Origin of the sequence: Enterococcus sp. AZ062, from assembly GCF_051715065.1 — a bacterium.
Taxonomy (GTDB): Bacteria; Bacillota; Bacilli; order Lactobacillales; family Enterococcaceae; genus Enterococcus_B; species Enterococcus_B mundtii.
Map to the genome: position 1 here is coordinate 3,287,501 of NZ_JBIOTB010000001.1, position 24,191 is coordinate 3,311,691.

General features: G+C 38.7%; 21 protein-coding genes, 1 rRNA gene, 2 pseudogenes and 1 other annotated feature (1 of these 25 cut by a window edge). Of the genes and pseudogenes, 6 read left to right on the forward strand and 18 right to left on the reverse strand.

Annotation, left to right across the window (positions count from 1 at the left end):
* Positions 1-1,547: ribosomal RNA gene (locus IGJ00_RS15190) — 16S ribosomal RNA — on the reverse strand; it reaches 14 nt to the left of the window's first position.
* Positions 1,548-2,430: 883 nt separating this feature from the next.
* Here IGJ00_RS15190 and IGJ00_RS15195 point away from each other — a divergent pair.
* From IGJ00_RS15195 to serS, 3 genes are all read left to right on the forward strand, one after another.
* Positions 2,431-3,120: a response regulator transcription factor gene (locus tag IGJ00_RS15195; RefSeq protein WP_010734587.1), complete on the forward strand. Its 690-nt coding sequence runs from the start codon at positions 2,431-2,433 to the stop codon at positions 3,118-3,120.
* On the forward strand, positions 3,107-4,312 hold the full coding sequence (locus tag IGJ00_RS15200) for a sensor histidine kinase (protein WP_176285327.1): 1,206 nt from the start codon (positions 3,107-3,109) through the stop codon (positions 4,310-4,312). The genes IGJ00_RS15195 and IGJ00_RS15200 overlap by 14 nt, the downstream gene beginning before the upstream one ends.
* Positions 4,313-4,337: 25 nt before the next feature.
* Positions 4,338-4,550 (forward strand) — a binding site (T-box leader).
* A gap of 50 nt (positions 4,551-4,600) precedes the next feature.
* Positions 4,601-5,872 carry a serine--tRNA ligase gene (gene serS / locus IGJ00_RS15205; protein WP_074801145.1) on the forward strand — a complete coding sequence of 424 codons (1,272 nt, stop codon included), beginning with the start codon at positions 4,601-4,603 and terminating at the stop codon, positions 5,870-5,872.
* A gap of 69 nt (positions 5,873-5,941) precedes the next feature.
* Here serS and guaB read toward each other — a convergent pair whose 3' ends face one another.
* The 10 genes and pseudogenes from guaB to IGJ00_RS15255 form a co-directional block, all read right to left on the reverse strand.
* On the reverse strand, positions 5,942-7,426 hold the full coding sequence (gene guaB / locus IGJ00_RS15210; RefSeq protein ID WP_010734584.1) for an IMP dehydrogenase: 1,485 nt from the start codon (positions 7,424-7,426) through the stop codon (positions 5,942-5,944).
* Positions 7,427-7,703: 277 nt separating this feature from the next.
* The gene (locus IGJ00_RS15215; RefSeq protein ID WP_071868063.1) at positions 7,704-8,042 is read right to left on the reverse strand and encodes a hypothetical protein; all 339 of its coding nucleotides are present in this window, start codon (positions 8,040-8,042) and stop codon (positions 7,704-7,706) included.
* A gap of 230 nt (positions 8,043-8,272) precedes the next feature.
* Positions 8,273-8,968 carry a DUF1129 domain-containing protein gene (locus IGJ00_RS15220; RefSeq protein WP_019722878.1) on the reverse strand — a complete coding sequence of 232 codons (696 nt, stop codon included), beginning with the start codon at positions 8,966-8,968 and terminating at the stop codon, positions 8,273-8,275.
* Positions 8,969-9,048: 80 nt separating this feature from the next.
* Entirely contained in the window at positions 9,049-10,149 is a 1,101-nt protein-coding gene (gene ychF, locus IGJ00_RS15225; protein ID WP_010734581.1) for a redox-regulated ATPase YchF, read from the reverse strand.
* A gap of 8 nt (positions 10,150-10,157) precedes the next feature.
* Positions 10,158-10,349, reverse strand: coding sequence for a DUF951 domain-containing protein (locus tag IGJ00_RS15230; RefSeq protein WP_010734580.1), 192 nt, complete (start codon positions 10,347-10,349; stop codon positions 10,158-10,160).
* Positions 10,350-10,367: 18 nt separating this feature from the next.
* Positions 10,368-11,258: a ParB/RepB/Spo0J family partition protein gene (locus IGJ00_RS15235; protein ID WP_010734579.1), complete on the reverse strand. Its 891-nt coding sequence runs from the start codon at positions 11,256-11,258 to the stop codon at positions 10,368-10,370.
* Entirely contained in the window at positions 11,245-12,012 is a 768-nt protein-coding gene (locus tag IGJ00_RS15240; protein WP_010734578.1) for a ParA family protein, read from the reverse strand. Before IGJ00_RS15240 ends, IGJ00_RS15235 begins: the two co-directional genes overlap by 14 nt.
* 11 nt (positions 12,013-12,023) lie before the next feature.
* Positions 12,024-12,737 (reverse strand): 16S rRNA (guanine(527)-N(7))-methyltransferase RsmG, encoded by a 714-nt coding sequence (gene rsmG / locus IGJ00_RS15245; RefSeq protein WP_071868065.1) that lies wholly within the window; start codon positions 12,735-12,737, stop codon positions 12,024-12,026.
* A 286-nt stretch (positions 12,738-13,023) separates the two neighbouring features.
* Positions 13,024-14,236, reverse strand: a pseudogene (locus tag IGJ00_RS15250) (lipase family protein).
* Entirely contained in the window at positions 14,236-14,751 is a 516-nt protein-coding gene (locus IGJ00_RS15255; protein WP_071867657.1) for a hypothetical protein, read from the reverse strand. The pseudogene IGJ00_RS15250 and the gene IGJ00_RS15255 overlap by 1 nt, the downstream one beginning before the upstream one ends.
* A gap of 275 nt (positions 14,752-15,026) precedes the next feature.
* Between IGJ00_RS15255 and IGJ00_RS15260 the strand changes: the two genes are divergently transcribed.
* Positions 15,027-15,551 carry a VanZ family protein gene (locus IGJ00_RS15260; protein WP_071867659.1) on the forward strand — a complete coding sequence of 175 codons (525 nt, stop codon included), beginning with the start codon at positions 15,027-15,029 and terminating at the stop codon, positions 15,549-15,551.
* A gap of 230 nt (positions 15,552-15,781) precedes the next feature.
* Here IGJ00_RS15260 and IGJ00_RS15265 read toward each other — a convergent pair whose 3' ends face one another.
* A complete protein-coding gene (locus tag IGJ00_RS15265) occupies positions 15,782-16,768 on the reverse strand; it encodes an Abi family protein (protein ID WP_233433743.1) in 987 nt (328 codons plus the stop codon).
* Positions 16,769-16,976: 208 nt separating this feature from the next.
* Between IGJ00_RS15265 and IGJ00_RS15270 the strand changes: the two are divergent.
* Positions 16,977-17,244, forward strand: a pseudogene (locus tag IGJ00_RS15270) (tyrosine-type recombinase/integrase); the annotation flags it as partial.
* A 76-nt stretch (positions 17,245-17,320) separates the two neighbouring features.
* Here IGJ00_RS15270 and mnmG read toward each other — a convergent pair.
* Both mnmG and mnmE read right to left on the reverse strand, forming a co-directional pair.
* Positions 17,321-19,216, reverse strand: coding sequence for a tRNA uridine-5-carboxymethylaminomethyl(34) synthesis enzyme MnmG (gene mnmG, locus IGJ00_RS15275; RefSeq protein ID WP_071867656.1), 1,896 nt, complete (start codon positions 19,214-19,216; stop codon positions 17,321-17,323).
* 14 nt (positions 19,217-19,230) lie between these two features.
* Positions 19,231-20,628 carry a tRNA uridine-5-carboxymethylaminomethyl(34) synthesis GTPase MnmE gene (mnmE, locus tag IGJ00_RS15280; RefSeq protein WP_010734568.1) on the reverse strand — a complete coding sequence of 466 codons (1,398 nt, stop codon included), beginning with the start codon at positions 20,626-20,628 and terminating at the stop codon, positions 19,231-19,233.
* Positions 20,629-20,967: 339 nt separating this feature from the next.
* Between mnmE and IGJ00_RS15285 the strand changes: the two genes are divergently transcribed.
* Positions 20,968-21,306, forward strand: a complete 339-nt coding sequence (locus IGJ00_RS15285; protein WP_010734567.1) for a heavy metal-binding domain-containing protein — start codon at positions 20,968-20,970, stop codon at positions 21,304-21,306.
* Between the two features lie 161 nt (positions 21,307-21,467).
* On the opposite strand, the gene jag is transcribed toward IGJ00_RS15285, so the two are convergent.
* The 4 genes from jag to rpmH all read right to left on the reverse strand — a co-directional run bounded on the left by jag (position 21,468) and on the right by rpmH (position 23,653).
* Entirely contained in the window at positions 21,468-22,211 is a 744-nt protein-coding gene (gene jag / locus IGJ00_RS15290; RefSeq protein WP_071867655.1) for an RNA-binding cell elongation regulator Jag/EloR, read from the reverse strand.
* Positions 22,212-22,225: 14 nt separating this feature from the next.
* Positions 22,226-23,047, reverse strand: a complete 822-nt coding sequence (locus tag IGJ00_RS15295; RefSeq protein ID WP_010734565.1) for a YidC/Oxa1 family membrane protein insertase — start codon at positions 23,045-23,047, stop codon at positions 22,226-22,228.
* On the reverse strand, positions 23,044-23,400 hold the full coding sequence (rnpA, locus tag IGJ00_RS15300) for a ribonuclease P protein component (protein ID WP_010734564.1): 357 nt from the start codon (positions 23,398-23,400) through the stop codon (positions 23,044-23,046). The genes IGJ00_RS15295 and rnpA overlap by 4 nt, the downstream gene beginning before the upstream one ends.
* 118 nt (positions 23,401-23,518) lie before the next feature.
* Positions 23,519-23,653 carry a 50S ribosomal protein L34 gene (rpmH, locus tag IGJ00_RS15305; RefSeq protein ID WP_002293121.1) on the reverse strand — a complete coding sequence of 45 codons (135 nt, stop codon included), beginning with the start codon at positions 23,651-23,653 and terminating at the stop codon, positions 23,519-23,521.
* Positions 23,654-24,191: the final 538 nt, after the last annotated feature.

Sequence of the window (24,191 nt, forward strand, 5' to 3'; positions counted from 1 at the left end):
AGCCGCACCTTCCGATACGGCTACCTTGTTACGACTTCACCCCAATCATCTATCCCACCTTAGGCGGCTGGCTCCAAAAAGGTTACCTCACCGACTTCGGGTGTTACAAACTCTCGTGGTGTGACGGGCGGTGTGTACAAGGCCCGGGAACGTATTCACCGCGGCGTGCTGATCCGCGATTACTAGCGATTCCGGCTTCATGTAGGCGAGTTGCAGCCTACAATCCGAACTGAGAGAAGCTTTAAGAGATTAGCTTAGCCTCGCGACTTCGCGACTCGTTGTACTTCCCATTGTAGCACGTGTGTAGCCCAGGTCATAAGGGGCATGATGATTTGACGTCATCCCCACCTTCCTCCGGTTTGTCACCGGCAGTCTTGCTAGAGTGCCCAACTAAATGATGGCAACTAACAATAAGGGTTGCGCTCGTTGCGGGACTTAACCCAACATCTCACGACACGAGCTGACGACAACCATGCACCACCTGTCACTTTGCCCCCGAAGGGGAAGCTCTATCTCTAGAGTGGTCAAAGGATGTCAAGACCTGGTAAGGTTCTTCGCGTTGCTTCGAATTAAACCACATGCTCCACCGCTTGTGCGGGCCCCCGTCAATTCCTTTGAGTTTCAACCTTGCGGTCGTACTCCCCAGGCGGAGTGCTTAATGCGTTAGCTGCAGCACTGAAGGGCGGAAACCCTCCAACACTTAGCACTCATCGTTTACGGCGTGGACTACCAGGGTATCTAATCCTGTTTGCTCCCCACGCTTTCGAGCCTCAGCGTCAGTTACAGACCAGAGAGCCGCCTTCGCCACTGGTGTTCCTCCATATATCTACGCATTTCACCGCTACACATGGAATTCCACTCTCCTCTTCTGCACTCAAGTCTCCCAGTTTCCAATGACCCTCCCCGGTTGAGCCGGGGGCTTTCACATCAGACTTAAGAAACCGCCTGCGCTCGCTTTACGCCCAATAAATCCGGACAACGCTTGCCACCTACGTATTACCGCGGCTGCTGGCACGTAGTTAGCCGTGGCTTTCTGGTTAGATACCGTCAAGGGGTGAACAGTTACTCTCACCCTTGTTCTTCTCTAACAACAGAGTTTTACGATCCGAAAACCTTCTTCACTCACGGGGCGTTGCTCGGTCAGACTTTCGTCCATTGCCGAAGATTCCCTACTGCTGCCTCCCGTAGGAGTTTGGGCCGTGTCTCAGTCCCAATGTGGCCGATCACCCTCTCAGGTCGGCTATGCATCGTGGCCTTGGTGAGCCGTTACCTCACCAACTAGCTAATGCACCGCGGGTCCATCCATCAGCGGCACCGTAAAGCGCCTTTCAAAACGAAACCATGCGGTTTCGATTGTTATACGGTATTAGCACCTGTTTCCAAGTGTTATCCCCTTCTGATGGGCAGGTTACCCACGTGTTACTCACCCGTTCGCCACTCCTCTTTTCCCGGTGGAGCAAGCTCCGGTGGGAAAAGAAGCGTTCGACTTGCATGTATTAGGCACGCCGCCAGCGTTCGTCCTGAGCCAGGATCAAACTCTCATAAATAAAAGTTAGAACAATCTTTCGATTGTTAAGCTCAATTGTTTGCTAGCATATTGCTTGCTTGTTAAAAATGTTTGTTGTCTTGAATTGAATCAAGACGCCCTACACATTTGGTTTGTCTTACTTTGTTCAGTTTTCAAAGGTCTACGTGATAAGTGAAACACAACTGTCTCGACTTATCGTTTGTGATTGCCGTAGCAACTTTTATATCTTAGCAAACTCTCAAATGATTGTCAACTATTTTTTAAAAGTTTTTCGAACTCTTTTTTCACGAGGTCGTTTTAGCAACTCACTTATAATAACTTGTTGTTTGTTATTTGTCAATCACTTTTTTTGTCTTTTTCTTTGCGAAACTAACTTCAATCAGTGAATCACCCAAAAGCAACTTCGTTATCTTATCATGTGTCAACAAACATGTCAATCACTAATTTTAAGAATCGATTTGTTTGTTTTCCGTTCTTTCGAACAAATAATAATATACCAACATCAATTTTGAAAGTCAACTAAAAAAAGGCTGATTTATCAACATTTTTAAGAGAGTCGATCATTAAAAACAGGAAGCACAAAATCATTCGTTTTTTACGTGTTTTTTCTCCTATTTAAACTAGTTTCACTATGATAATGTTCATCTTTTCATTTGTTTGATCAAATTTCTTTTTTCTTACTATTATTGTGTAAGTGTTCTCAATTTATTACTTCGTTTAAATGATGTTTCTCCTTGATTTAAATCACTTTCTATTTTTGACTCCTCTTTTATCTTAGATTTCCCCCCTTCTCCCCCCTCTTCTTCTAAAATTTTCCTTAACAAAGCGCTGCTTTTATCTATTTATCTTTTTTTTTGCTAAAATATTAAGAGTAAACACATTAATCGATGGAGGATCTATTTATGAAAATATTAATCGCAGATGACGACAAGGAAATTGTTGAATTACTTAGTATCTACGTACACAATGAAGGCTACGAAGCAGTAAAAGCCTATGATGGAAAAGAAGCATTATCAAAAGTACGAACAATCCCTGATATTGAATTACTTATTCTAGACATCATGATGCCTGAAATGGATGGCATGCAAGTGGTCAAAGAATTAAGAAAAGAATCACAAATCCCTATCATTATGTTAACAGCGAAAACGACTGATATGGATAAAATCAAAGGGTTAGTTGCTGGTGCAGATGATTATGTGACGAAACCATTTAATCCTCTTGAGGTAATGGCTCGTGTGAAATCTTTGTTACGTCGCACAAAAATGCAAGTGACGCCGGATCAACCAGATGTCCTAGAAGTAAATGCCTTGATCATCAATAAAGACTCACATGAAGTCAAAACAATCGATGGAAAAGAAATCCAACTGACTGCCTTAGAATTTGGTATTCTATATCTTCTTGCAAGTCATCCTAACCATGTATTCAGTGCAGATGAAATCTTTGAGCGTGTCTGGAAACAAGAAAGTATTGTCTCTGCTAAAACAGTAATGGTTCATGTTAGTCATTTAAGAGACAAGATCGAAGAAGCAACAGGTGGAGAAAAAGTCATTCAAACCGTTTGGGGAGTGGGCTATAAAATTGATGCAAGATAAAAAAGTGATCGAAAAACGACGCCGGATCAATCTGACATCTAAAGAAATCAGTGAATTATTAGCAGAAGGAATCATTACGATCATCCTTCTGCTTCTATTGAATGTAGCGATGTTGGTCATTATCAGTTCGATCATCAGTAGTTCACCTTCTTTGACAAATGCTATTTGGGATTCTAAAAATATTTTTGCCCAGCGTTTAGATAGTGATTTGTTTTGGAATGGTCGAAACTTTATTTTTCCTGTTTTCTTTCTATTAGATGTTGGTGTATTATACTGGCGATTGATTCGTCGCTACCGACAAATGCAATTACGACATATTATTAGCGAATTGCATTATATCGCTAATGGCAATTATGACCATCGTATCCCTTTCGAATTAAGTGGCGATCTTAGTCGTGTAGTCAAAAGTATCAATGGCTTAGTGGATAGTACGGTGGCGGCGATTGAAGATGAACGTAAAATTGAAAAATCAAAAGACGAACTGATTACAAACGTCAGTCATGATATTCGCACACCTTTAACATCAATTATTGGCTATTTAGGCCTTATTGAAGATGGTCAGTACCAAACAGAAGAAGATCTGTTGAAATATACCCATACTGCTTATGTCAAAGCAAAACAAATGAAATCATTGGTAGAAGATCTGTTCGAGTATACCAAGGTACGTCAGCCGGCGGTTCCTGTGAATTTTTCTGCATTTGATTTGATCCAATTGATTGAACAATTAGCAGCTGATTTTGAACTAGAAGCTTCTAAAAAGGATATCCAAATTTTTGTTGAATCTCCAATCAATTCACTGATCATGGATGGTGATACCGAAAAGTTAGTTCGCGTATTCAATAATTTATTAACGAATGCCCTAAAATATGGCAAAGGAGCTACTAAAATCATCATTGAAATTGAACAACTTGGTTCAGAAGTCATCGTTGTTGTCAAAAACAATGGTACCATGATTCCCCAACAAGCCATTGACAATCTATTTGATCGATTTTACCGCGTGGAAGAATCCCGTTCACAAGAAACTGGCGGAACAGGGCTTGGTCTAGCCATTGCACAAAGTATCGTAGCATTACATGGTGGCTATATCTATGCGAAGTCAGATCAAGATTGGACGTCTTTTATCATGCATTTCCCGCTTAAAAAAAATGAAAAGTTAGTCGGCAATCTGACAGAACATATTGACGGAAACTAAATTTTTCGCTATTCTTAGGATACAAATAAAAGAAAACAGTGAACCCAGTACATTTTATTTTTTTCAAGAGAGCTGATGGTTGGTGCAAATCAGTAAAAAATAATTTCGAAGTTCCAGTTCACCTATTGTGCCTTTCGAAATAAGAAAGGTCGGTAACAGCCGTTATCTGTTTACAAGTGCAGTCTCAGTAGACTGAACTTGGGTGGTACCGCGAAACTCAAACCAGTTCGTCCCAAGATATTTCTTTGGATGAGCTGGTTTTTTTTATACAAAAAAGGAGGAAAAGAAATGTTAGATATTAAAATGATCCGTCAAAATGTTGATTATGTACAAGAAAAATTAACGTCACGTGGCGTTAAAAAAGAAATCTTAGCGGAGTTTGTGGAGTTAGATGAATCTCGTAGAAAATTGTTGGTTGAAAGTGAAGAATTGAAAAAATATCGTAATGATGTATCTGCTGAAATTGCCCAATTAAAGCGTAATAAAGAAGATGCAACTGCGAAGATCGCTGAAATGAAAGAAGTCGGTGGGAAAATCAAAGCACTAGATGAAGAAGTTGCACAAGTTGATGAAAAATTACAACAAATCGCTACAACTCTCCCAAATTTGCCTCATGACACTGTGCCGGTGGGTAAAGATGAAGAGGATAACGTGGAAGCTCGTCGTTGGAGTGAACCTCGTCAATTTGCTTTTGAACCAAAACCTCACTGGGAAATTGCTGAAAATCTAGGTATTCTTGATTTTGAACGTGGGGCAAAAGTATCAGGAAGCCGCTTTGTTTACTATAAAGGATTAGGTGCTCGCTTAGAACGTGCCCTTTATAATTTTATGTTAGATCAACACGTCTATGAACATGGCTATACTGAAATGATGACACCTTACGCTGTCAACAGCCAAGCCATGTTTGGTACTGGTCAATTTCCTAAATTTAAAGAAGATGTTTTCCAATTAGCTGATACAGATTTAACCTTGATCCCAACAGCCGAAGTTCCTTTAACAAACTACTACAGCAATGAAATCTTAGCAAAAGAAGATTTACCTGTTTACTTCACTGCACTTAGCCCAGCATTCCGTTCAGAAGCAGGTAGTGCCGGTCGTGATACTCGTGGATTGATTCGTCTTCATCAGTTCAATAAAGTAGAAATGGTGAAATTCGCTGATGCAGAACATTCATATGAAGAACTTGAAAAAATGACCGCTGACGCAGAGGACATTTTGAAGAAACTACATTTACCTTACCGTGTTATGACATTATCAACTGGAGATATGGGCTTCTCAGCAGCGAAAACGTACGATTTAGAAGTATGGATCCCTGCACAAGATACGTATCGTGAAATCAGTTCTTGCTCAAACTGTGAAGATTTCCAAGCGCGCCGTGCGATGATCCGTTACCGAGATGCTGATGGAAAAATCCATTATGCACATACATTAAATGGTTCTGGTTTAGCAGTTGGCCGTACGGTTGCTGCCATCCTTGAAAACTATCAAAATGAAGATGGTTCAGTCACAGTTCCAGAAGTACTCGTGCCTTACATGGGGAACCTAAAAGTAATCAAATAAACAATAAAGCAGCTAAGTGATTCGTTGGCACGAATTGCTTAGCTGCTTTTTTATGATCAAAAAGTTTGATTATGATTCTACAGAATAGTTTGGTGCTTCTTTCGTAATTTGTACATCATGCGGATGAGATTCTTTCAGCCCACTGCCACTCATTTGAATGAACTGTGCATCATCTCTTAATTGTTTTAGGTTTGCTGATCCAACATAACCCATCCCTGATTTTAAACCACCAATCATTTGGAAGAGAATGTCTGCCACGCTTCCTTTGTACGCTACGCGGCCTTCAATACCTTCTGGCACTAACTTATTGGCTTCATTCGTGCCACCTTGGAAGTAACGGTCTTTTGAGCCTTTTTCCATGGCGCCTAATGAGCCCATTCCACGGTACGTCTTGAAACGACGACCTTGATAGATTTCAAATTCACCTGGAGATTCATCAGTACCTGCCAACATACTACCTAACATGACCGCATGTCCACCCGCTGCTAAAGCTTTGACGATATCACCAGAATATTTAATCCCACCATCTGCAATAATGGTTTTTCCATATTGGCGTGCAACTGAAGCTGCATCGTAAATAGCTGTTAATTGAGGAACACCCACACCAGCAACCACACGTGTCGTACAAATCGAACCTGGTCCGATACCTACTTTCACCACGTCAACACCTACATCGTATAAAGCTTTTGTTGCTTCTGCTGTTGCTACATTACCAGCAATCAATGTTGCATCTTTAAATGTGGTACGAATTTCTTGGATTTTACGGATCACACCTGCGCTATGTCCATGCGCCGTATCAATGACAATGGCATCTGCGCCAGCATCAAGTAAAGCTTGTGCACGTTCAAATGTGTCGCTAGTGACACCAACTGCGGCAGCTACCAACAAACGACCATGTTCATCTTTTGCTGCATTTGGAAACTCGATCACTTTTTCGATATCTTTGATCGTGATCAAACCACTTAATCGGCCTGCATCATCAACGATCGGTAGTTTTTCGATTTTATGTTGTTGTAAGATTTTTTCTGCATCTTTTAGAGAAGTGCCTACTGGGGCTGTTACTAAGTTTTCTTTTGTCATGACTTCACTGATTTCGATATGGAAGTCTGTAACAAAACGCATATCACGGTTTGTAATGATTCCTACTAATTTGCGGTTTTCCAATGTTTCAACGATTGGCACACCACTGATACGGTATCTGCTCATCAATTCTTCAGCGTCTGCGACCAAGTGTTGTGGTGTCAAGAAGAATGGGTCAATGATTACGCCACTTTCAGAACGTTTCACTTTACGTACTTCATCTGCTTGTTCGCTGATTGTCATGTTTTTATGGATGACACCTAGGCCACCCTGTCTTGCCATAGCAATCGCCATTTTGCTGTCAGTAACTGTATCCATACTTGCACTGATGATAGGAATATTCAATTTGATATTTTTTGCTAATTGTACACTCATATCCACTTCGTTTGGTAACACGTGACTTTCTGCTGGTATCAATAAGACATCATCAAAAGTAAATCCTTTTTTCGTGAACTTTGTTTCCCAGTTGGACATTTTTAGTACCACTCCTCTTGTTTAGTTTATCTACTAAAATAATCGATTTTCTTTTGTAAGTCAACAACTTCTACTAATCCCTTGTTTTTTCTAAGGAACTACTCAGTGAATCCTAAAAAAAGAGCGTACTAGTATAATGAAGCGTCTCCTAATATTTGATCAAAATCAAATGTTAGTTAGCGCTTTCGTCTTACACTGCACGTTCTTTTTTCTTACTCAATATTTTTACTAAACTGAAACGAGTACACTTCAAGAAAGAAAAGATGCGATTCACTTTTTAAACATTTGCTTCGATCGATTCTTTGATCTTTTCAATCTCATTCAAATAATATAGTTTATAGGGAATGCTTAAGCCTTTTTTCTTCGTCTCTTCGTCAAGATACTTTTCATCGACATCTGTATACACAAATAAATCAGCAGTTAGTGTCTCCGGCTTTCTTGTATTATAGCTAATGAAATCCAGCTCGATTTCTGGCCCTAAAACAGACCGCATTTCTTTTTGAAACTTTCTTCCATGCCCAAGAATAAATTGTCCAGTTTTGATTCCGGCATAACCAAACAGAGGCACTCCGTCAGCATTGATAGTAAATATCCATTTGACTTTTTTCATATTCATTCACCCCTCCTCGTTTAACTATCTTGCTCAACATGTTTTTTAATATCAGTGATTGTCTCTTTTCTTTGATAGTAACACTATTTTTTATAATAATAAAAAATAATCTTTCAATCTCATGATTGCCTTTGTGAGATGGATAGAAGATAAAAAAAAGAATGTGCCAGCATGACGCTGCACATTCTTTTTTTATTTATCTTCTCGTAAGTCACATAATTTCTAGGTCCAATGAACTATCTTCTTGGAACAGAAAGACTCCCAACGATGCCATATTTTTTCTTTAAGTAGTAACGCAACGCAAGAGCCGCTGCACCGATGATGATGATCACCACTGGATCTAATAATGGGTTAACAATTGGTGGCAATAAGGTTGTTGCTGAAAAAGCAATGACCCAGATCAATGTCGTTCCACCTAGAATCAACAAGGTTTTACCCATTCCTGGTTTTTTACTGCGATCAGCACCTGGATACTCGTACTGGTAAATATACTTGTACATCAAGTAAAAGACCCATCCACCAATAGCTGAACCTAGTACAAGTGTGGTGATTCCATAAGCAGGCGTTGTTTCACGTGAAAACAATCCAGTGATTGCGATCATGACACTCAATAATCCCAGTAAGAGCAATGTATTGTCCAACCACATCAACGTTGGCGTCGAAGAAGTTTTTACTTCGACCGGTTTATTGATGATTGCTTCTGTTCTTTCAGATACCGTTCCAAATAATTGGCGGGCTGTTTTCCCACCTTTTTGTTCGGATACTAAAACGGGTAACATCTCATGCAAAGCCGTTACTTTTTCTTCTTCTGATAAATTCGCTGCTTCTAGCGACTTCTTTAAGTCAAAAATATATTGTTGATTACGTTTTGTTAGTTGTTCTTCTAACTGCGCATTTTCTTTTACGATTTCGCGTAACTGTTCTGCTTCCATTATTTTACAGTCCTCCTTAGACGCTGACGGTTGTCACAAAAGACATTTTAACATATCACATACACCGTATGATAGCCTTTTTATACATTAAAACGGAATAACATAACGTCGCCATCTTGAACGACATAGTCTTTCCCTTCTAATCGTACACGTCCTGCTTCTTTCGCTGCGTGCATCGTTCCGTATTGGTCTAAATCTTCAAATGAGACTGTTTCTGCACGGATAAAGCCACGTTCAAAATCGGTATGGATGATTCCTGCAGCTTGTGGCGCTTTGATTCCTTTTTTGAACGTCCACGCACGAACTTCTTGTTCACCTGCTGTAAAGTATGTTGCTAATCCTAATAGGTCATACGCCGCACGAATCAATTGATCCAACCCTGACTCTTCAATGCCTAATGCTTCAAGAAACTCTGCTTTATCTTCGTCGTCCAGCTCAGCAATTTCTTCTTCTGCTCTGGCGCTAACGACAATAACTTCTGCGTTTTCTTCTGCAGCAAAATTGCGGACTGCTTGAACATATTCATTCGCATCTGCATTTGCTACTTCATCTTCTGCCACATTCGCAACATACAAGATCGGTTTAGTTGTTAACAAGAATAAAGATTTAACGATTTTTTGTTCTTCTTCTGTAAATTCGATCGAACGTGCTGAACGTCCATCTTCTAATACTGGTTTGATTTTCTCCAACACCGCTAATTCAGCGACTGCATCTTTATCTTTTGTTTTTGCAATTTTTGCCACACGTGTATAGCGCTTCGTCACTGACTCTAAATCTGCTAAGACAAGCTCTAAATTGATCGTATCAATATCTGCTAAAGGATCGACGCGTCCTTCTACGTGTGTGATGTTGTCATCATCAAAACAACGAACGACATGACAGATTGCATCTACTTGGCGAATATGACTTAAAAATTGGTTTCCTAATCCTTCACCTTTACTTGCACCCTTAACGATTCCAGCAATGTCTGTAAATTCAAAGGTTGTTGGTACAGTTTTCTTTGGTTTTACTAATTCTGTTAAACGTTGTAAACGCCAATCAGGTACTTCAACCATTCCAATATTTGGATCAATAGTCGCAAAAGGATAGTTGGCAGCCTCTGCTCCCGCCTTTGTAATTGCATTGAACAAAGTTGATTTTCCTACGTTGGGTAAACCCACAATTCCAGCAGTTAATGCCATAAATTCATTCACTCTTTCTCTACATTTTTTTCAAGTACTTTTTTCATTTTTTTCTCAAATTCTCGACGGGTCATCATCACGATATGACCGCAATTCATACATTTGATTTTGATATCAGCGCCCATTCGGATGATTTCCCAACGGTTCGTTTGACAAGCATGAGGTTTTTTCATTTCTACGATATCATGTAAGTCGTACATAACATAGCCTCCCTCTGTTTATTCTTCATCAAATTGAATATTTAGAATATCAAGAATTCTAGTTAAATCATTTTGTGAAAGATATTCGATTTCGATTTTACCTTTCCCATTCTTTTCTTGGATGGCGACACTTGTTCCAAATTTATCCATCAAGCGATCTTCACTCTCACGGATATAATACGGTTTTTCCTTCGCTAAACGTGGAATTTTTTTCTTTTCTTGCCCATCATTTTGATTCAGCTCGGAAACGATCTGCTCTAATTGTCGAACCGTTAGATTTTCTGTGACGACACGATTGGCTAATTTTAATATCAATTGTTTATTTTTTAATCCAAGTAACGTACGAGCTTGTCCCATAGATAATCGTTGATCTTGGACCATTTCTTTCACTAAATCAGGCAATGTCAATAAACGCAAATAGTTTGCGATATAAGGACGACTTTTCCCTAAACGACTTGCGACTTCAGCTTGTGTCAACTTTAAGTTCTTCATCAACATCTCATAAGCTTCTGCTTCTTCTAAAGGATTCAAGTCTTCACGTTGTAAGTTTTCTAAAACTGCAACTTGCATCATCGCTTCTTCGTCGAAATCCCTGACAATTGCAGGAATTGTTTCTTTGCCAGCTAACTTAGACGCTCGGAAACGACGTTCACCTGCGATGATCTCATACCCTTTCACCGACGAACGACGAACAATGATCGGTTGAAAGACACCGGAGTACTCGATCGAGTTCGCTAATTCTTGCAATGATACTTCTTCAAATGTTTTACGTGGTTGATACGGATTAGGACGCAATTCGTTTAGTGGCAACTGAATAACAGTTTCATCTTTCACGTTGACTGTTTCTAAATTTTCCAAATCTTGAAACAGCGCGTCGATTCCCCGACCTAGTCCTTTACTTTTCTTCACGATCGACCACTTCCTTTGCTAATGCTTGATACACTTCAGCGCCTCTGGAACGCGGATCATAATCAATGATAGGTTTTCCATGACTTGGTGCTTCTGACAAACGAATGTTTCGAGGAATCACTGTGTCATACACTTTTTCACGGAAATACTTCCGTACTTCTTCTACCACTTCATTCCCTAGATTCGTTCGAGCGTCATACATCGTCAATAATACCCCTTCGATTTCCAATTCAGGGTTGAAGTGTTTTTGTACCAAGCGAACAGTATTCAGTAGTTGACTTAACCCTTCTAACGCATAGTACTCACACTGCACAGGGATTAAAATCGAATCACTTGCAGTAAATGAGTTGATGGTTAGATGACCTAAAGATGGCGGGCAATCAATTAAAATGTAGTCATACTGATCGTTGACTTCAGCCAGTGAACTTTTTAAACGTGATTCTCTTGCCATCATTGAGGTTAATTCAATCTCCGCTCCCGCTAATTGAAGAGTGGCAGGCACAATACTCAAGTTTTCATGTTCAGTAGCAATTGTCGCTTCAGCAATTGGTAACTCATTGACTAATACATCATAAATATCTTGTGTCACATCAGGTTTACGAATGCCTACTCCGCTAGTGGCATTTCCTTGTGCATCCATATCTACTAGCAACACTTGTTTACCTAAACTTGCTAAACAAGCACCTAGATTTACAGTTGTCGTTGTTTTACCAACGCCGCCTTTTTGATTTGCAACGGATATAATTTGTGCCATCTCTTCTCCTCCTACTTGATTGGTTGCTTATTCGGCAACCCAGGTTTTCTTGGATACTTCTTCGGTGTTGGTTTCTTTTTCTGTATGATCAGAATGTGGCGTTTGTCCGAGATTTTAGGTAGTTCGATTGCTTGCTCACCAATAAATTTACCACCTAATTGCGCAATCGCTGGTTTCGCTTCTGCCAATTCTTCTTCACTTTTCGCAGCTTTCAGTGCATAGAAATAACCCTCTTGTTTCACTAATGGTAAACACAGTTCCGTCAATACATTCAAACGTGCCACTGCACGAGCAGTCACAAAATCAAATGATGCACGGAATTGCGGATTTTGTCCAAATGTTTCTGCACGATCATGGTAAAGAGACGCATCGATTTCTAATTGATTCGTTAACTCAGTTAAAAAAGTGATTCGCTTATTCAAGGAATCAACAATCGTTATTTGTAACTCAGGAAAAGCAATTTTTAAAGGAATACTTGGGAACCCAGCTCCTGAGCCGACGTCACATAAAGTCAGGCCATTTGAAAAATCAACATCAAATGCCAACGTCAATGAATCATAAAAGTGTTTTAAGTAAACTTCTTCTCGATCAGTGATCGCCGTCAAATTCATTTTTTCATTCCACTCCACTAATAAATGAAAATAACGGTCAAACTGCGCCATTTGCTTATCCGATAAATGAATGTCTTTTTCTGCCAAGACTTGGCGAAATTCTTCTGGTGTCATAATTTGTCCTTTCATTGTGAAACAGCTAATTGTTTCACAGAATCTCTTCCTACTTTAACGCAAAATGAGTCGAGTTGCAATCTTTCTATATATAAATTTAAAGGAGGTTATGCCAAATTTGGAAGTATGTAAATCCTACTTCTAAAATAAAAAAATAATCAACCCCCGGACAACACAAAAAGAGTGTTCTGCCCATTGCTCACACTCCTTTATTTTCTATTATTTAGTTAGACAACAGTCACTTCTCAATTGGGCTTTTATCGATCGTTCACTTTTATAGCAAGTGTTAGAACAATTGATTCGCTAATTCTTTGTCACGTGCCACCATTTCATTGATTTTTTGGGTAATTTCATCGGCGAGTGTTTGAAACTGTTCTGACATCTGATCAATTTGGCGGATCTTATCTCTAAATTCCTGTGTCGGTTCATCGACGATCTCCCATTTCGTACAACCAACTTCGGCTAATGTTTCAATCACCTCGTTATAGGTCAAATGGGGCGTATAATTACGTATTCTCCCCAACCAGTCATTCCATAAGTCTTCCAACTCGGTGATCCCGTTTTGGTAAATCACACGAACATTTCCCATTGCCTCATCAAATTTACTTGCTACTGTCTGTACTACAGTTAATGCTTGGCTATCCTCTAAATAAATTTTTTCTGACCGAGAAAGTCCGTCGCCACTTGCAGTCAGCTTCTGCCGTAACTCTTTTAATGTCAAGAATTCTTTGATTTGAACCTTTACCATCTACGTATACAATGATCTGGCCATGCTTATCGATATAATTTCCCTCTTCATCTGTTCTGAATTGATCCAGCGAATGTCCAAATGTTTCCCAGCCCGAATTGTCGATTCCAAAACTATTGATTGGAAGCATCCCTTTCCCACCAGTGAAAAGCCCACTCGTGACGACATCCGAAGTGTCGTAGATATTGATCAGGGTACCGTTGTGATTATCAAATAATGCTTGTGCAAGCCCTGGTCCGGCCGCGCCGTACGTCACACTGTCATAACCATTGAGCCCTGCGACAAAAAGAGCTTTAGCGCCACCTAATGAGTGCCCTGTCGTTGAGATCGTATAGCCAGCTGATTTGGGATACTGCTTTTCAATTTCACGGGCATAGTTTAAAGCGGAGACAAATGCGCCATCTGGATGTTTATTACTTCGACCAATTTCCTCAAGGTTAGTATGCCAATCTTTGAGCGAAGTCGTGCCAGCATAGGCAATCGTCAGGTTTTTGGTGATGACGGAGTCGGGGAAGCCATTGACTTTCTTTAGCTCTTCATCATCAAATGTCTTATACCGATCCTTAAGTTCAGCAACAACCATTGCCTGCGTACTGTTTTTCTTTGGTTTAGATTCATTACCTATTTTATCTTTATCTGTATTTAAAGTTCCTATAACGATATGGTTTGTTCCAAGAGGTTTATCGCCATAATTTACCTTGCCACTTTCTAATTGATATATAAATTCAGATAAGTATCTATTTTGATCCATTAATTTATTCCTCCTGTATAATAAACAATTTGATCATCTGAGATATCAATCCCTTTTTCTTCCTTTCTTTCATTAATAAAATAAGGTCCTTGACCTCTGCCACTAGTTATTCTGTAAATAAACTTATCTGTTTCTGCAGATCTTGTGTTTAACAATACTTCTTCTTGATAAACATCATTAACTGTGAAATAGATGACTAATGAATTCATCGGACTAACCGAATATCCAGTAAATTCTATCTTCTCAATATCCGAATACTCTCTGATACTCAACATTTTTTCTAAATATTCTTCCGTTGTTATTCCTTCTTCTTTTTGATATTCTTCTACGATTTCCTTTTGTTTCTCACTATCTCTCGTATAAATTCGATAGTTATTGTACACATAATTCGCCAGATCTTTCTGTATTTCCAGCAATTCTTGGTGATCTTCTTCCCTTTTATCCATATGCATCTTCCCTCCGACTCCTCCTAAAATAATGATTACTAACACACCTAACCAATGCCGTTTTTTCATAGATCCTCCTTTCAGTTAGCTACTATTTTTGTCAATGCTTCACAATAAGATACGTATACTTCATTTTATTCTGCGATCACATTTCAATATCAAGTTATTTTATGTATACTTATAGAGAGAAAGACAAGTGTTGTGACGTATGTTCATCTATACAGCTCATCTCAATTTATTATAACAAAAATAAGGAGGTTTTTTAGATCGAAATAAAAATAAAATTGTTATTTTTTAAATTTTTAATGCTACTTTCTTGCCTACTTTTTTCTCGATGGTTTTTCATGCGTTATCTCTATTATTATTCTATTACGCTTTTTCCACCATCTGGCCCTGTCGACTTCTGGTTTCCTTTCTTCTTAGTGATAATCATTACGTTATTCCTTTATGTCAGTCTTCACTGTGCTTTCACAAGAAACATTTATTGGGAATGGCTGATCTTTTTTTCTTTACTCTACATCACCTTTCTCATTTATTTACTTTTCTTAAAAAATATCGGGATACGAGGTGTAGAATTTCAATTATTTTCATGGGTGAAGGATTTGATTTATGGTGATCCAATGATTGTTCTGTTTAATATTTTATTGTTTCTACCTCTAGGCTGGTTTTTACCATTAAGTTGGAAGAATACTATCTTAGTCATTTCATCTGTCATAGGCATTGAATGGATTCAATATTTCTTTTACCTAGGCATCTTTGATTTAGGGGATGTTTTTGTAAATACTTGTGGGTTTCTTATTGGTGCATGTATAAATAGGTGGCTGATCAGTCGATGGGATATTCAGGTTTCTTCTTTTTTACATAAGTGATTTACTCTATGTTCTTGCTAATGAAAAAACAGCCGACGAATTAATCATTCGTCAGCTGTTTTTTTATTTAGTGCTTTATTTAAGCAGATATTTCCACTTTCACGATTTTGCCTAGGTCAAACAAAAAAGCCGGACGCATCCGACTTTTTTAGGTGCATACCGAAGTAATACACCGCTATTTAGTATACTCATGATACCACGAGCAATATACAGAGTAAAGCAAAAAAATTCTAACCATTTGAAATATACTCTTTTAGCCCCGCTATTTTCTTTCTAGCATCTGTTCCTAGTATTTCACTGTAGGCTTTCATTGGAATAGAGGCATATAGAAGTTCTCTCTTTTTATCAAACTGTGATACCACACGGCTCAGTTCTGTTTTTGTTGTATATTGCTTCTTCATTAAAAATATAAGCAACACTAAAAAATCTACTATGCTTTCAAAATCAATGTTTTTAATCCCTGTAGAATTTTCTAAATATTTTATAAGTTGAGAAGAAAAGTTGCTGTTGTTAAATCTGCAATCAAAAATCATAGAATTATGCATTGTTGCATTTCTAATACCTGTTAAACAGAAAATTATATTTTCTAACATTCTACCATTCTGATTAAAACCAGTATGATGCATATTCATATCTTGAGTAAATTCAATTCTATATGAAATATTCATACAAGAGATAAAATTTCCAAACTCACCCATAGTTATTACTTCAAAGTATGCCCATAATGGAAGTGGTTTACTGCTATGGAAAAAATGCTGAATACATGGATGTCCTTTAGAGTAGTTATACGCAATAGTACTGTCTATTTTGTTACGTAACTCCAATTTTTTATTTAAATATTTTTTATATTCTTTATTCCCTACAGGTTTTGCCTCATAATCATTTAATTTATTTTGATAAATACTTTCCATATCAGAATTGTTATCCTTAACTAAATAATCAATTAAACGATTTTTTAATGAGGTTTCAATTCGTACTAGTAATGGATAAAATATCGTTTTTACTTCTATATCAAAATCATAGATAGCTTTCACTTCCTGAAAATTATTATAATTTTGTAAATTAGAACTCTTTTTTATGTATCTACTCGCCTTGTAGCCATGATAATATCCCATGTTTAATAGTGCTTGTTTCTCAGTGCTTCCATTGATCTCTACTCCATGTGAATTTCTAATATGTCTCATTAAACCATCAGTACTTTTTCCTTTTTCTACCACTCACTACAACTCCTTTAGATTTAAATTGTTAGAATATTATAGCATTCGGCTTTACTCCTTTACAATGTAGTCATGTCATCATTGGTCAGTTAGCACCTGTATTGTAAAATTATCCATCATTATTTTTTTATTTATTAAGGCGTATCTGAAAACTCATAAAAATACACCCAATTAGCTCATTCACAGTTAATAGAAATGTGAATATGCAATAAAAGCTAACAAAAAAAGGAACTTCCACTACAAAGGTTACCTTGATAAAGTAGCTAGGAAGTTCCTTAAATATGAAAATAATCAAAGTCCACGGTTTTAGAAAGACCCATGCTACCTTGCTCTTTGAGGCTGGTGCACAGATAAAAGATGTACAAGATAGACTAGGACATTCTTCTTCTAAAACAACCATGGACATCTATATTCAAGTATCGAAAAATCGGCAAGAAGAAACGATTAATTTGTTCTTTTCTTACATGAACGGTTGAGAAACGTAGTCAAAAACGTAGTCAGTTGGTATTTAAAGGATTCGTTTATTCACACAAATCCTTTAGTACCAAGGTTCTACACTTCCACTTTCGCAATCTTCCCTTGTTCGATGTAGACCATCAAGATGCTTAGGTCTGCTGGATTGACACCGCTGATGCGGCTTGCTTGTGCGATGGTTTCTGGACGGATTTTTTGAAGCTTTTGTTTTGCTTCCGTTGCTAATCCGTTGATCGCAGCGTAGTCAATGTTTTCTGGGATGCGTTTGGCTTCCATCCGTTTTAGTTTTTCTACTTTTTCTAATGCTTTTTTGATGTATCCTTCGTATTTTAGTTGAATTTCAACTTGTTCGATTTCTTTACGTGTTAACTCCGCATTTTCTGGAATAAATCGTAATAGATCGGCATAGGTGATTTCTGGACGACGCAAGAAATCACTTGCTAGCACACCATCTTTTAATGGTGCAGCATTTAATTCTGCTAAAAAGGCTTGGACTTCTGCTGTCGGTTTGATACGAACGTTCATCAAACGTTTGATTTCTTGTTCAACTGCTGCTTTCTTTTTCAAGTAAGCAGCGTATTGATCTTCTTTTACTAAACCGATCTGGTGACCCATTTCCGTTAAACGTAGATCAGCATTATCATGACGAAGAAGTAAACGATATTCTGCCCGGGATGTCAGTAAGCGATAAGGTTCATTCGTTCCTTTTGTGACTAAATCATCGATCATGACACCGATATAGCCGTCACTACGTTTGATGACTAATGGCTCTTTTCCTTGAACCTTCAACGCTGCATTGATTCCTGCAATCAGCCCTTGTCCCGCTGCTTCTTCATATCCACTTGTCCCATTGGTTTGACCGGCCGTATAAAGATTTTCTACGACTTTCGTTTCTAATGTTGGACGCAACTGGTGTGGTTCGACCACATCGTACTCAATGGCATAGCCCGTACGCATCATTTCTGCTTTTTCTAATCCAGCAATCGAATGCAACATATCCACTTGGACGTCTTCTGGAAGTGAAGTTGAAAGCCCTTGAACATACACTTCTTCTGTATTCAATCCTTCTGGTTCTAAAAAGAGTTGATGACGTGGTTTGTCTGCAAAACGGACGATTTTGTCTTCAATTGAAGGACAGTAACGTGCGCCGACGCCTTCAACGATTCCTGTAAACATTGGTGCGCGGTGAAGATTATCACGAATGATTTGATGGGTCGTTTCACCTGTATAAGTCAACCAACAAGGTTCTTGTTCTAAGTTATAGGCACTGTCCGGTGTGGCAAAGCTAAAATGATTTGGCTCCTTGTCTCCCGGTTGTTCTTCTGTGACAGAGTAATCGATCGTACTTGATTTCACACGTGGAGGCGTTCCGGTTTTAAAACGATCAATGGCAAAACCTAATTCTTTTAAGTGATTGGCTAAACCAATTGATGGTTGTGAGTTATTCGGACCAGACGAATATTTTAATTCACCGATAATAATCTCACCACGTAATGCGGTACCCGCAGTGATAACGACTGCTTTTGAACGATAACTTGCACCAGTTGAAGTCACTACACCACGACAAACCCCATCTTCAACGATCAATTCTTCAACGATTCCTTGTCTTAATGTCAAATTCTCTTCTTTTTCAATCGTATGTTTCATTTCACTGGCGTAGGCATGCTTATCTGCTTGCGCACGTAACGCTCGAACAGCAGGTCCCTTCCCAGTGTTCAACATTCTCATTTGAATGTATGTCTTATCAATATTTTTACCCATTTCGCCGCCTAGTGCATCAATTTCACGTACGACAACGCCTTTGGCTGGACCACCGACGGAAGGGTTACATGGCATAAATGCTACCATATCTAAATTGATCGTTAACAGTAACGTTTTTGTCCCCATGCGTGCAGCAGCCAAAGCGGCTTCTGAACCAGCATGTCCTGCACCGACAACGATCACATCATATTCTTCTGCTTGATATTGATTCAAGAACTGTTCCTCCTTTATTTTCCAAGACAAAATTGACTAAACAATTGTGTGATCAATTCATCTTGAACACTATCTCCTACAACTTCACCAAGGTAATCCCAGCAGCGAGTCATATCCATTTGAACGAGATCAACAGGCATACCCGCATCGATTCCTGCGATCACTTCTTGTAAAGAGATGGCCGCTTTTTCGAGCAAGGCAATATGACGGGTATTGGATACATAAGTTGCATCTCTTTCACCAGTTTGCCCACCAAAGAACAACTCAGAGATGGCCGTTTCTAATCGGTCCAATCCTTCATTATTGGCAACCGAAACAGCGAATACTGGTTCATCCTCGATCAATGATAAAAGCTTGTCTTCCTCTAATTGTTTCGGTAAATCAGTTTTATTCAATAGAATAATCCGTTTCAATCCTTTTGTTGCTTCCAACAACTGTTCATCTTCAATCGTCAGCGGCTCGCTTTGATTCAAGACAAGTAAGATCAATTCAGATTCTGCCAAGGCTTTACGACTACGAGCCACACCGATTTGTTCCACGATATCTTCTGTTTCCCGAATACCAGCTGTGTCGATTAGTTTCAACGGTACGCCACGAACATTGACGTATTCTTCAATCACATCTCTTGTCGTTCCCGCAATATCCGTTACGATGGCTTTTTCTTCTCGTAATAAATGGTTCAGTAAGCTTGATTTCCCAACATTGGGGCGACCAATAATCGCCGTACTTAACCCTTCTCGCAAGACCTTGCCTTGTTGTGATGTCGCTAAAAGAACTTCAATACGTTGTTGGATCATCTGCGCTTTTTCTAATAGAAGTTTTGTCGTCAATTCTTCAACATCATCATATTCAGGGTAGTCGATATTCACTTCCACTTGTGCTAATGTCTCTAAAATCTCTTGTCGAAGGGAACGGATCAATGCAGACAGATTCCCATCTAATTGGTTCAACGCGACACCCATCGCCTTGTCTGTTTTCGCACGGATCAGATCCATGACTGCTTCAGCTTGGGATAAATCAACACGTCCATTTAGAAAGGCACGCTTTGTAAATTCTCCTGGCTCTGCTAAACGTGCGCCTTCTCTTAATAGAAGCTGTAAAATTTGATTGACGACAACGATGCCCCCATGACAATTGATTTCTACAACATCTTCTCGGGTAAATGTTCGTGGTGCGCGCATGACGGATACCATGACTTCATCGACTAATTGTTCACTTTTGGGATCGACGATATGCCCATAGTGAATCGTATGACTAGGAACATCTAACAACTGTTTATTGCCACTTTGATAGACTTTATTGGCAATGGTCAGCGCTTGATCACCGCTTAATCGCACAATACTTATCGCCCCTTCACCCGGTGGTGTAGAGATTGCTGCAATCGTATCAAATTCTAAGGTTATTTCAGCCATTTTTTCACTTCCTTTTTCATTTTACGCACAAAAAAAGTGCCCACTTCACCCTTTGCAATAAATGGTGAACTTCGCACTTTGACTGCTTGTTCTGTTTAAATTCTGGTCATAGACTATCATATCTAATTCTAGTAATCAAGCTTTTTTGTTTATTTTTAAGAGAGTAACGAATCATTCTTAAACTTTTTCTGCACAGGTGCCTTTTGACTGGATGTCCCATCAGATAACACTCTATAGAAGTAAATCTACTCTTATACCTTTATCTTTGTGGCAAAAAACGTTACACTTAAATGGTAGCGGTACCTACATACTTTTTCTTTACCGAAAGGAGCAAAAATTATGGCCCAATTTAAGCCTAGTGCAGTAGACGGAGTAGATGATCCACGAATCAATGAAGTGGTGTTATCGACAGGGAATATCAATCAAAAATATATCGTCAGAGATATCGTATTTGTCGCAGAATGTATCGAAGGGGACTTATTCGACCCTACATTCAATAGTGATGACATGTTCTTGACAACAAAACAAAAATTAAAAAAGAAAGTGCTAGATTATGGCGCAAATGCAGTCATCAATTGTCACTTTGAATATCAACAAAAACCCCGAGATGGCAAACAGATCATCGAACTTTTTGCTTACGGTACCGTGATCCAATTTGTCCAGACAACGATTGGCTAATCACAAAAAAACGTGCAGAGCTTTCGCCCTGCACGTTTTTTCTACCAAAGTAAAGACTACCATCGTATACTCCGATAAGAATGATTTCTAATAAAATATACTTTGTTTGGAAAAGTTTGTCAATCTGATCGCAAGATTTTGGGTTCTTCTCTTCGTAATCGCTATTTGGCTGGTTCGACAACTAAGTAACGATATGGTTCATCACCTTCTGAGTGGGTTTGTACTCCGTCATGTTTACTTAACGCCGCGTGAATTTGTTTGCGTTCAAACGCAGGCATCGGTTCTAAAAATACAGGCTGTCCTGTACGCAAGACTTTTTCTGCGGTGCGCTCAGCTAAACGTTGGATGATCTCTTGTCGTTTTTCACGATAGTTGCCTACGTTTACCACGACAGAGAGTTTATTACCGGCTACTCGATGAATGAACACTTGCGCCAAATATTGCAAAGCATTTAACGTTTTTCCATGTTTGCCGATCAACAGACCTTGTTTATCCGTTTCTAAATGGAAGACGATCAAATTCGCTTCTCTTGTCATTTTTACTACAGCTGGTGCATTTAGTTGCTGGGAGATCTCAGTGAGATAGGTTGCTAATTCCGATAAAGCTGCGTCGTCACCTAATTCACTTTTTTCTTCAATCAAGTCCTCAGGTTCGATTTCACCCGTATTTTCTGTTTGAACAGATGTTTCTTCCAACACTTCTTCTACGGTTTCTTCAATCGTTTCAGAGACAACTTCGCTGATATTCGGTTCGATTGAAAGTTTGGCATTTCTTTTTCCCATTCCGAGAAATCCTTTTTTTCCTTCATCAAGTATCTCAATAGCGACTTGCTCTTTTGCTAGTCCTAACTCATTCAATCCAATTTCAACAGCTTCATCTACGGTTGCAGCTTCATAAATCGGCATTTGCATTCCCTCCCTTATTTTTTACGTTTTTTCTTAGGACTTTGTGCCTTACGCAAAGCACGTTCTTTTTCACGGATACGTTGTGCTTCTTCTTCACGCTCACGTTTGATTTTAAATGGATTATTGATCAATAGTGTTTGGAACACTTGGAAAGCATTTGATACTACCCAGTATAGTGAAAGTCCACTGGCTAAATTGACCCCCATAACTAAGATCATCACTGGCATCGCAAAATTCATGACTTTCAATGAAGCATTCGATTCCACTTGGCTCATGCTTGATAAATACGTACTTGCAAATGTAAAGATGGCAGCCAACACTGGTAAAATAAAGGTTGGGTCAGCGTTCCCTAGGTTCAACCATAAGAAGTGACCTTGACTCAACGCAGGAACACGAGAAATTGATTGCCATAAAGCCATTAAGATTGGCATTTGTACTAATAAAGGCAAACAACCTGCATATGGATTTACACCATTTTCAGCATATAACCGTTGTTGTGCTTCTCTTAACTTACTTTGTGTTTCAGGATCTTTTGAACTATATTCTTGTTGGATCGCTTTTAGTTTTGGTTGAAGTTCTTGGGTCTTACGCATACTTTTTGTTTGGAAATGCATTAATGGTAATAAAATTACGCGAATGATGATCGTGAATAAAATGATCCCGATCCCAACATTTCCAAATGACAATGCTTTAATCGCTTCTGCAAAATAATAAACAATGTAGCGATCCCAAATTCCTGTACTTTGTGCGCTGACTTCTCCAGTTCCACAACCGGATAAGACGATGATCAGACCGACAAGTCCGGCCATCAAAAGTAAACGTTTGTATTTCTTCACTTACTCTTTTCCTCTCTGTCGATTATTTTTGCAAGCTTTAAGACATGGACTAAGTTGGAGCGAATCTCATCGTAAGTCAGTCCTTTGATGCTTGGTCTAGCAATCACAATAAAATCTAATTCCGGCTCGATCTCTTCTTTCAATGAATAGATCGCCGCACGGATTTTTCGTTTTACTTCATTGCGACATACAGCGTTTCCGACTTTCTTACCTACAGATAAGCCAACACGAAAATGCGGTTGTTCCTTCTTTTCTAAACGGTACACGACAAACTTACGGTTAGCAAAGGAAGCGCCGGTTTGAAACACCGCTTGGAACTCTCGTTCTTTTTTCACTCGATACGCTTTTTTCATTCGTTTTCTTTCCTTTTCTATCTCTCACTTACGCTCCCAATCATACCATATTTCCTATAAGTCTTTCACCTTTTCCTCTAAAAAAGGGCATAAAAAAAACCACTGTAACCCCAGTGGTCTAAGCTGAAAGAACTTTTCTTCCTTTACGACGACGGCTAGCTAAAACACGACGTCCATTTTTAGTACTCATACGTTTACGGAATCCGTGAACTTTTTGACGTTTACGTTTATTTGGTTGGTATGTTCTTTTCATCTTGTTCCACCTCCAGAAATTCTTATCTACATGTACATGAATTAAACACAGACATACTTTGATAGTATAACGAGTACTTAGGTGATTTGTCAATATAAAAAAAAGCTTTTATTCGAAAATAATTCTCTCATTTTATCCACAACGGTATTTTTCGCGCTGTGTTTTCAATGTGGATAAAGTTATACACAGAAGTTTTCCACAGTAATTTACCCTTAGTTTTTACACAGAATAAACACCTGAAAATAAGTAATCCACAACTTCATAAATTCCTGTGCATTGATTTCTGTAAGTATTGTCATTATTACTTTTTTTATCCACAACCCACTGGGTAAATCTCTAGTTTTACACCACTTATCCACCTGTTGATTACTCTTGTGGATATCTTTTTTTCCTCTCTGTGTTTTTCTTCTTTTTTTTCTTCTGGATAATGTGGATAATTGTTATAAAAAATTTTTTTCTTTTCTTTCTGTGGAAAACTTTTGTAAAAAATGCTAAATTAGTACTAGCTATTTACTTTTAATGAAGGAGGAGGCCTTGT